The following is a 1,417-nucleotide window of genomic DNA, read 5'->3' as shown; positions in this document are numbered from 1 at the left end:
TTACGATTCTCCCCAAGGAAAGTACACACTATGCACAGACCGCGCTCGCTGTCATTGAGTCGGATTTTCCGGAAGACGCCGACTATCTCCCGCACGATTGGGAAGAGCGACTGGAACAGGCGCTCGGACTGACAGGAACCCTGCACATGCAGCTATTTTGTGCGGAAGTCAGAGACGAAGGTGCCGGACATGCCTTATATGAACAGCAGCGTATCCAATACGAGCAGCGCACCGCCGGTTCCGGACAGGTCTGGCGGCGAATGCCGGTACGCATCTGTGCCGAAACCAACTCCGGCTACTGTCTTGTGACCGGCTCTGAACCGCTCCGAGAAGAACTGCTCGTTATGCGCGGTGTTTCGCAGGATGACATCGACCACAAAACACCAACTCTCATCGCCTATCTGCGTGCGCGGCACGCTCGACGCGATCTTTTGGAAAGATAAAAAACAGCGGAGTGCCAAGCACTCCGCTGTTTGCCTGTATTTACGAATTATTCGTCGTCATCAATGTCCAGATAGTCTTCCAGTTCGCGGAACAGCTTCTTTACCTGATTCGGCTCAATGTCGTCCTCGATAACCAGCTTGAGCGGCTCGTTCAGGCTGAGCAGGAACATACCCAGCAGAGACTTTGCGTCTACCATGCCGGACTTACCATGAATCCATACATCGAACGGGAACTGGGTAACGATCTTGTTGATCTTCTGAATGTCTTCGGTATTCTTTACACGAATTGCCTTAGTCATAGTGAAAAACCTCCTGAGAATTTTACATTTTTGCGTGCTCATACGGGTGACAGCACCGCAAATCCATTTTCCAATGGCTATATTATAGCATACAGCGGATTTTTTTGAAAGATGAATTTAGAAGTTCCTGCATGTCACAGCAAAATTTCCACAAAGTGCCCAATTTTTGCGCGCAACTTTTGTTGCATTCTGCATCAGCGAACGAAGTTGGTCATCGTGCGTGCACCGGTCTCCGGCGCATCCACTGTGCCCTTGCCGTACGCAATGAGCTTGACCAGCCAAGCAATATTTCTGCCAAGCTTCTGCATGACTTCTACACCCTCGGTGTCCTGACAGACTTCTCCCTTATCCAAACCGTGCGCTGCCTGCCAGTAGTCGGACGTTGCCATGACCATTTCCATCGTGTTCATGTATGCATTGAGCTGCTGATAGGTCTCCAGACCGCCCGAACGGCGCAGCGTGACAACCGCAGCACCGACCTTATGATGCAGCTTCGGGCCTGCCGCCAAAAAGGCGCGGTCAAGGAAGCACTTCATGCCGCCTGCAATGCCGCCATAATACACCGGAGAGGCTAAAATAATGCCGTCAGCTTCCACCATCTTATCAATCCAAGCATTGACTTCGTCATTCTGAATGCAATGACCGTCTCCGCGCTCCAGACACTGATAGCAAGCG

General features: G+C 51.6%; 3 protein-coding genes. 1 reads left to right on the top strand and 2 read right to left on the bottom strand.

Translation table 11 applies throughout. From position 1 onward, the window contains the following. Positions 1-443 (top strand): hypothetical protein (locus tag ACR0P9_RS12600; protein WP_432620673.1); only part of this gene is annotated, 443 nt, incomplete at its 5' end. 47 nt (positions 444-490) lie between these two features. Here the strand turns inward: ACR0P9_RS12600 and ACR0P9_RS12595 are convergent. Both ACR0P9_RS12595 and ACR0P9_RS12590 read right to left on the bottom strand, forming a co-directional pair. Then, positions 491-742 carry an HPr family phosphocarrier protein gene (locus ACR0P9_RS12595; protein ID WP_432620671.1) on the bottom strand — a complete coding sequence of 84 codons (252 nt, stop codon included), beginning with the start codon at positions 740-742 and terminating at the stop codon, positions 491-493. A 194-nt stretch (positions 743-936) separates the two neighbouring features. Further along, positions 937-1,417 (bottom strand): flavodoxin family protein (locus tag ACR0P9_RS12590; RefSeq protein ID WP_432620669.1); only part of this gene is annotated, 481 nt, incomplete at its 5' end.

Source organism: Butyricicoccus sp., assembly GCF_050872565.1.
Lineage (GTDB): Bacteria > Bacillota > Clostridia > Oscillospirales > Butyricicoccaceae > Butyricicoccus_A.
The sequence above is the reverse complement of the archived record's forward strand: the minus strand, read 5'-3'. Positions and strand labels throughout refer to the sequence as shown.

What these genes read in the sequence shown, in the direction of transcription:
- ACR0P9_RS12595 (WP_432620671.1), bottom strand. Translation starts at nt 742, where the DNA reads ATGACTAAGGCAATTCGTGTAAAGAATACCGAAGACATTCAGAAGATC.